We start from the raw sequence: 8,065 nt of genomic DNA, 5'->3' as shown, positions 1-8,065 counted from the left end.
CACCAAAGCGACCCAGCTGCGTAGCCGAAGCGAAAGGCCATGGAGGATGGTGCTTCGAAGGTAGTCGCGCAGGCGCGCCTCGTCCCTCGCCGCATTAAGAGCGCTCTGTAACAGCGTCCGGAAGGAATCAGAGGCGAGAGCTTCGGCGGTTCGCGCAACGCGCCGTTCAGTCAAGGTGGGATCTTGGCTGAGGACTTCGCTTCTCGTTCTCTCCAGGAGCGTCGCAAACTTAGCGGTGTCCCAGAACCTTAGAAGCTTCTTCAAGTCCTCTCGCAGCGCAGTTGCGCCAGCCGCCGCAACGATGAGATTAGCACCCCTACGAGCCTCAAAAGCATTGACACCCAAGGCACGGGCACCGGTCTCCACTAGGTAACGTGTGAATTGAGCAGTCCGCCACCTGCGCTCCCCCTCGTCTGTCGCCATGACATTCTCGATCTCCTCCACCTTTGTATCGAGGCGATCTAGCGCAATGTTGAATTGCAGCCCTTCGGTAGATACCTGATAACCATGAAGCAGTGGTGTGCCGCTTCGTGGTCCGACAAAGGTCTGCGATAGAGCCAGAGGCTCACTTTGCCTGTCGGAAAAGCGTACTTCACTGTCCGCGCCCCAAAACACCCGGGCGACCTCAAGCCCGGATGCCCGAGCGCGACTTAATCCCGACTTGTGCAGTTTCACCCCGCTTGCGATCGAAGAAATACACTGGCTTGGAAGGGACTCGGCTTTTTCCGGGTCGGCGGCGACCAGCAAGAACCCACGCAACTCACCACGGCTATCGTGCCCAACCCCGACGGAATCCGCCTGCATGGGACCAAATGCGCCAGGATCCCCAGCACGGTGTCCGACTTCCGGCGTCCAGTCTGCTCCCGCCATACGTCCGATGCGTTCGACCGTCACGTGGCGAGGTCGGCACAGTTGCGGTGCGAGGCCTTGAAGCCCTTCACGAACATCCAAAGGCAACTCGGCGAGGACAGCCTGTGATGTTGCGCGTAGCGGTACGGCCTCTGCCTCCCTGTAGTCATCGACTGCAAACCATGGGCTGCGGCCCGATGAGGGCGGCCGCCAATGCACGGCGCGCGCATCGAAACGACGGGAGGCATTTCCAGGAGCAAGCACATGCAGAATGTGCGACGCATCCTCATTACGGCTCAACTCAGCGCCAGAAGCGCGAACGGCAACACTTGGCAGATTAACAGTTTCAAAAAGCGCGTTTGGCACCCAATCAAGTGATTGCCTTAGCTTAGGAAGACTCGTGTAGCCAGCCAAGTCCTGGCTCTCCGTTGCAGCACGCCATAAATCAATGGGGCCGGCGATTTCCAGATGGTCCCAGATGTCGGCGCCAAGCACCGACTCTATGAATGTTCTTGTTTCCTCAATTGCACCATCATCAACGTCGCGCATTGTTCTAAATGTAAGCTCACGCTTACGTTGCATTCGAGCCAAAGCGTCGAGCATTGCGGCCACAGCATGACCCCGGCGGACGAAGGCGTTGTCGGGGTTTAGAGGAGCGTCAAAGGAATGAGGCGAGATCATCTTCTCGGGTCTTCGAAACCACCATGCATCGCGAGGCGAGTAGATAGAGAGTGTCACGCCCGTCGTCGGGCGGTCATCGGCGCCGCGGCCACCTCGCCCCTTGCGCTGTATGAAACTTGCAAAATTGAGCGGGGCGTAGTGCTGGTAAACCAGTGTGATGTCGGGGTCATCGTAGCCAACCTCGAGGGAAGAAGTGGCGAACACTACATCAGCATCCTTTACGATCTTTTCGACTACGCCTCGAGTGCCCGCGAAGATAGGCCGTTCGGCGACGCGAAGTGGCTGCCCCGGACGTCGGAGGCCCTGCGCACCCACCTGCCTGCGATCCCTTGATGCGAACCACCAGCACTCGCCATCGGCATGTCGGTCGCAACCCAAGGGCTCCCCGCAGCACTCCGTCTGTGCAGAGCCGGACGGATCATCGCCAAACAGCCGAGTGCGGAGACTTGCAAGTTCTTTGCCTTCTTCGGCATCGAGATAGGCTCCATGTAGTCGGCGCATTTTGTCGATTGAGTCGAAGAAGACGAGTGACCGGAAGCCGCCTTCAGTCCCAGTCCGCCTTCGCACCCCATGCGACAAGCACATGAGCGCCTGAATCGTGGTTGAAGCCCCGGCGATATCTGCACCGCGGGACTCGATTTCCGGTTGAAGAAAGTAGAACACTTCCCGTCCACGAGGGTTTCGGACCCGGTCCTCGGCCGAGGGCTCAATCACTTTGGCATTGTTGCGGCCGATCAGGCGACTCCATGCCAAAGCGGGGTCGCCGATGGTAGCACTCATGCCAATTGCGACTAACTCGCGGTCGTCTTGGTCATTCAAGCGCGTCCTTGCTGCCAACCTCTGTAGTGCCAGTCCAACCTGGGCACCGTGAACATGGGTATAGAGGTGAATTTCGTCAGCAAGCAGCGCCCGGGGAGGAGCCCAGTCGGGGTCATCCCCGAATAGACGACCTGCATTCGGATCATGCATCCACTGGTGCAGACTCTCGGTCGTCGGCAGGAACAAGCTTGGAGGTTGAGTTCGCAAGCCGGCCTTGGTTCCGACCCAACCATCGAAATGCCAACCACAATCAGCGCACCGCAAGGAGTCCGCACGGTCCCTGCCGGCGTTCGGCATGAGCGCTAATGGACCACCGCAAGGCGGGCAGGTAAAGAAAGGAAACGCAAAGCGATCTGGGCCGGCAGAAGGCCATATCTCGGCGAGTCTTTCAGGCAAGGATTCAAAGCTCTGCGGAACCTCTGCGACCTGCAGCCCAATTGTGAGTTGCGGCAACTCTTTATTGTTTGCAAGCGCCGCAAGGTACGACGCTAAACGCTGCGCCTGGTTGGCGGCTAGCCTGACCCGGGGATAGGCTAGGACGGCCCGAGTGCCGAACACTCCCTCCATCTTGTCCGCAAGGGCCGCAGCGATCAGAGGCAGCGCGGCGGCCTCGGTCTTTCCCGATCCAGTATCGGCAGCAATTGCGATGCATGATGAGCCGCCACCGTTCCAAGCGCCGAGAATTGCTTCGAGACCGTGAGCTTGGAACCTCGCGAGCTTCGCACCATCCCCCCATAGGTCGCGAAGGGAACTGGCGATATGGTCGAGAGCTTTGTTTTGGCTGTCGGTCGCCTGCGTACGGGCTGGGTCAAACGCCTCATCCAGCGGAAGATTTCGCTGAGGCTTCATCCGGTCTCTCAACTCGACCTTAAGGTTGCGGACGAGATATGGTCTCCGATGCGCATCATCCTCGCGGAAACGTTGCTTTAGGTGACGCAACTCTCGGGCAAGTTCCGCAGTGCGCGAACGCACCCGCCCTTCCTCCGCCAGCATCAGATGTCCCTGATCGGCGAGTCTTGAGAGAGCCAGAGTAACTTCCGCCAGCGGCATGGAAGTGAGGCCGGCGATTTCGACGCTAGAGGTCCAGGCGTCAAAAATACCAAAATTAATCCGGCGACATTCAAGTTCTTCTAGTTGATTGAGTAATTCAAAGTCCGCATCGCTCAGAATTGCCGCCGGAGGCAAGCCCTCATCCACCGGAGGATTAGACGGTCTCTGTATCTCGACCCAAGCATGTCCGTTGGTGGCTCCAAGTCGGACGACACCCTCCGCTTCTAGGCCTTCGAGCACCGGTCGAAGGACATCGCGCCTTTCAGAATCCATCCACTGGAAACGGTCTCGGACTTGGTCATAGAAGGCATGTCGACCCTGACGCGCTTCGCGAACCACAGATTCTATTCGCTGCCGCACTGTATCTTCGTCGGCCTCGTAGACGCGCCGGGGCGACGAGAATGGCCTCACCGTCCAAAAGTCACCATAGCGCCCAACTCGGCACTGAAGGGAGACCCACCCAGCCATGTGGAGGGCTGCAGACTCTATCCATGGTTCGTCCGCTAGCGCCATTCGTTTGCGTACGTCGGAGAGCTTCGCCGATCCATAGGGGCTCGCGGCTGCAAGGGCACGGATTATCTCGAGGATTCCCAAATGCCGAGGGCTGAGGTCGACGGTAGCAGGCTTCTGCTTCGGCGCGGCTGTAAGGTCGACGTCGGCCGCCCGCCCATCGAAGTTCCGGCCCCTTATCTCAACGTGCACGGGTTGCCCGCCTTGTCCTTCGAGATCAGTCGCTCCAATGGACTGACACGAGAAGACGAACTCACGTAGCAATTCGGCCTTGTCGAGCAACTCCTGCTCTGCCGGGACTGCCTCTAGGAGTCGACGGCTGATGAGTACGATCAGTTTGGTCCGGGCGCGCGTAATGGCAACGTTCAACCGTTCGGAAGAGAAAATGAATTCCCCCTCGGCGAGGGCGAACTCGGGATCGCTCACACAGTAGGACAGGACAACAGCATCGCGCTCTTTGCCTTGGATGCGGTCCACTGTTTCAACAAAAGCCCCGTCACGTATCGTTTCTGGCAATGCCGCACGGATTGCAGCATTCTGGGCCCGATGAGGGCTGATGATAGCTAGATGTTCTGACCAAAGAGCACTGGCATCCGTGACAGGCAGACGTTCAGCAAGTTCACCCGCCAAACGGGTCGCAAGACCAACTTCAAATGGGTTTACTGTCGAAGCTGTGCCTCCGTCGTGGAGCACCACCACCACAGGCCATTCCGGATCGAGAATAGCGCGAGAGAAGGGATCAAGGTCCGCTTGCCAACCGTCCTTCAATTGCAGCGCCCGATTGGCGCGCGAGACAAAGCGTCCTTGGTAGAAGGAGCGCTCCGGGAAACTGGTCAATGGCTCATTCAGACGGAACGTTTCATCGAGAGCGAACTCAGGCGCACCAACCGATTTAAGGAAAGTGTATAGTGAGCCACCAAGTTCGCGTTCCTCAATCCTTACAGGGCGTCCTGCGCGGATCGGCGGGAGTTGTCGGTCGTCGCCTGCTACAACTATGCGACCCGAGGGAGCGAGTCCTGCAAGCGCCATCAATCCGTGGCCGAGAACCAGTTGAGAGGCTTCGTCTATACAGACCAGATCAAAGAGAGGCGCGGTTCGGCCATCTCCTTCAGGAACACCGGCCTCCGAGAGAAAGCGATATAGCGACCAAACGGTCATGCCGACAGCACAATGGCCACTGTTCAGGCGCTCAATCAGTTTTTGCCCTTCGCGCCTGTTCAGTACCTCAACGTTCGGTGAAAGTCCGGCCTCTGGTGGATCCCCAAAAAAGAGAGGAGCGGCTCCATCTGGGTCATGTGCCGACTGCCGTGCAGCTGCTGCATCGATAACATTGCCAATGGCGTTGCGGGTAAATGCTGTCACCAGAACGCGAGCAGGCATCCCAACTCGACGCCGTGTCGCGATAAATCCCGCAATCATCCAAGACAGGAGGTGCGTCTTCCCAGTCCCTGGAGGACCGAGAACTAGACCTGCCCGCTTGTTAGCCAAGCCGCGCCAGGCCGCCTCCTGGGCCGGTCGCAAGCCATGCTCATCCGATGCTGAGACTGACGGGACTACGAAGCCTTCGAGTCCCTCGATCCACATGTCAGGTTCCGCAGCACCCTCTATGAAGTCATCTGGATCGCGGAGAAAGCGCAGAACTTCTGTACGGACACTCACGCCGCCTGTCCTCCAAGATAACGAAGGAAGCTTTCGGCCTTGACTGAGTTCACATCAAAAAAGGTTTGATCAAGCCACCAACCTGCCTCGGGCGTCGAACGCCGGAAAGCGAGAAAGACAGGGGACTCGTAGACGTCCTCTCGCATCCAAACTCGGACGATCGAGGAGTCCTCGTGTGGTCTCGGATCCAAAAGGAGGCAGTTCATCTGAGACCATCGACGCGGATCGAGTAGCGCCTCAGCGCCGCCATCGCTCAACACTAGGTCAAGACCGCCCCGCGGAAGTTCCGCCGTCTTTGCTTCAGGCGTGCGCCGGAAAGTCAGAGTAACGCCCCCTCTGGCTTTCGAAGCATTGACAAGACGCAGCGGCCCGAGAGCCATACCGCTGCTGACGCGGGCGCTGGCCGGTCGTGCTAGGCGGTTGAGGGCGTCAAGCATTCCGGCCCGGTTCTCGAGGAGTTCAAGAGCCGCGAGCACATCGAGGTCGTCCATGTCGATAGGGTCAAAGGTTGCTTGGAAGCGGAACGGCTTCTTGCTCAGGCGCAACATAGGTGATTGTCCTGCCGCGATACCGTCTGCGTGCTCACGCTCCAACCAACGCACGATCGAAAGCGAGGTTTGAAGGCGGTTACTGACATCGCGGCGAACTTCCTCAACCGATACCCGATCTGGGTGGGCTTCACGCATCGCACGACTTATCTCAATTGAGAGAAGTGCAGAAAATGGCCGCTCGAAGGCGGGCGCTGGTCGATAGGGCTTATCGATACGTCCAGCCATAGCCAGCGCATGCGAGACCTGCCGTAGGTCGTAGGACACTGTTGCCGGAAGTGCGAAGAGTTGCTCTACAACGCTCCTCAGCGCAGTGGCCGGCAAGTGGTCAATACCTCGAAACTCCGGTTCGGGGATGATGTCTTCTGGCGGAAAGAGACGCACCATATTTAGCAACCCTGCCCGCACACGCGGATCTGTTAGGTGGCGCTGGACTGCGCCTTGAAGTGCTCGAGCCTCAGCAGGCTCATAGAAGAAGATATGTGCAATAAGCGAGGCAGGGTCATCGGGTTCGAGCCTGGCGTTGTGCTCATCAACCGCCTGCAGATCCCCGATGACTTGGGTGAACACATGGACAAGTGCATCGGCCTCCAAGCGTCGACTGGACGTGTCCAACACCTTCACGGTTTCGGACAGGCCTTGAGGCGAAGAACGAAGGTAGCCTAGGGTTACGAGCCCGTCGTCGATCGGATCATGGTCAGCCAAAAGTACCAATGCGACGTCGGAGCGAGGCGGCATGAGAAAGGTCTGCTTCTCGACGCCCGGCAGAAGCGTGTTGCTCTCCAAGGCGGCGGCGCGAACTGTCAACTGTTCGGCGCGGCGCGCTAAAGTCCAGCCCGCCCCATCGAGCCGGCCCACGCCCTTTGCGTCATTGGCAAGTTTCGCCACGGAGTCGATTCCATTAGCTAGCAGCGTACGCTTTCCCTCGTGCGACAGGCCCGGAACGGCAGAAACATCGCGGCGATGTGCTGGAAGAGAAGTATCAATTGCCGACCGACAATGATCGAGATAGGAGCACTGCTCGCATTTGAAATAGATATGAAAGAAGGTCTCGTCACGCTTAGCCGACACTTCGCGAGCCGCGATGCCCGGCAGCGTGGTCCGGGCGAAGTTTTCGACCAGCCTAACATAAGGCCCTAGTTCGAACGACTCGACCGCGCACATATCGCCCTGCGCGTCACCGTCGGGCGGGATGAACCAAATCTCACCGCGCGAGGACACCTCCGCGCTAATTCCTCTTTCGGTCATCACCGATTTGAGGAGGAGAGCATAGAATGCCACCTGTGTCTTATGAAAGGCTCGTGGGCTGCGCGTAGCCTTGATGTCTATTACCGTAAAGCGAAGTCCGACCTCCGATTTTTCGCGTCGGATAAGGTCGGCGAAAGTCCGGCGAAGGACCATGTCCTTACTATTAAAGAGCGTATCATGACCAAATGGCCGCAGGTTAACCTGAGCCGCGTAATCTGCAGAGCCATTTCCCCTTAGGAAACTCGTGGTCAGAGTGTCACTGAGGGCGTCGTGTTGCGCGCTTGGCGTAAGAACCCGCCCGTCTCGCGACAGCCGCCGCACCACGCGTTTCTCAAAGTCAATCCCGAGAACAGCCCAAGACTTCTCGCGCCCATCATCGCTAATCGGTACAGCAGCCCGATCTTCAGGCATCATTAGTTCATAGCGCGTCTTTCGTTCGCATCTATATTGAAACCACGACTTAATTGTTGATCCACTAATGCCGAGCCTCACTAAGCCCACCCCTCTTCGATTGCGCAGAAGGAAATTCACGCGAAGAAATTTTCCTTCGGAGTAATCCTTTCTTAGGCAACACGAAACGGAAGCCTCGCGTACATATTTTGTGCGACTATGCCAAGCAAAGAGCACGACGGTGACCCTACCAGATGGATGCGGCAGCACAACATTCGAAGGTTGCGGCTGCCTATCTCGCTCGCTTTAGA

At 58.1% G+C, this 8,065-nt stretch carries 2 protein-coding genes; both read right to left on the bottom strand.

What is annotated here, in order from left to right:
* A partial coding sequence (locus G5B31_RS20495) for an AAA domain-containing protein (protein WP_240904521.1) occupies nucleotides 1-5,493 on the bottom strand: 5,493 nt, incomplete at its 3' end.
* Between the two features lie 71 nt (nucleotides 5,494-5,564).
* The gene (locus tag G5B31_RS20490; RefSeq protein ID WP_165020052.1) at nucleotides 5,565-7,895 is read right to left on the bottom strand and encodes a PD-(D/E)XK nuclease family protein; all 2,331 of its coding nucleotides are present in this window, start codon (nucleotides 7,893-7,895) and stop codon (nucleotides 5,565-5,567) included.
* Nucleotides 7,896-8,065 lie beyond the last annotated feature (170 nt).

Origin of the sequence: Rhodobacter sp. SGA-6-6 (assembly GCF_011043545.1) — a bacterium.
Classification (GTDB): Bacteria; Pseudomonadota; Alphaproteobacteria; order Rhodobacterales; family Rhodobacteraceae; genus Pseudogemmobacter.
Note: the sequence above shows the minus strand (reverse complement) of the source record. Positions and strands in the feature narration are given on the sequence as shown.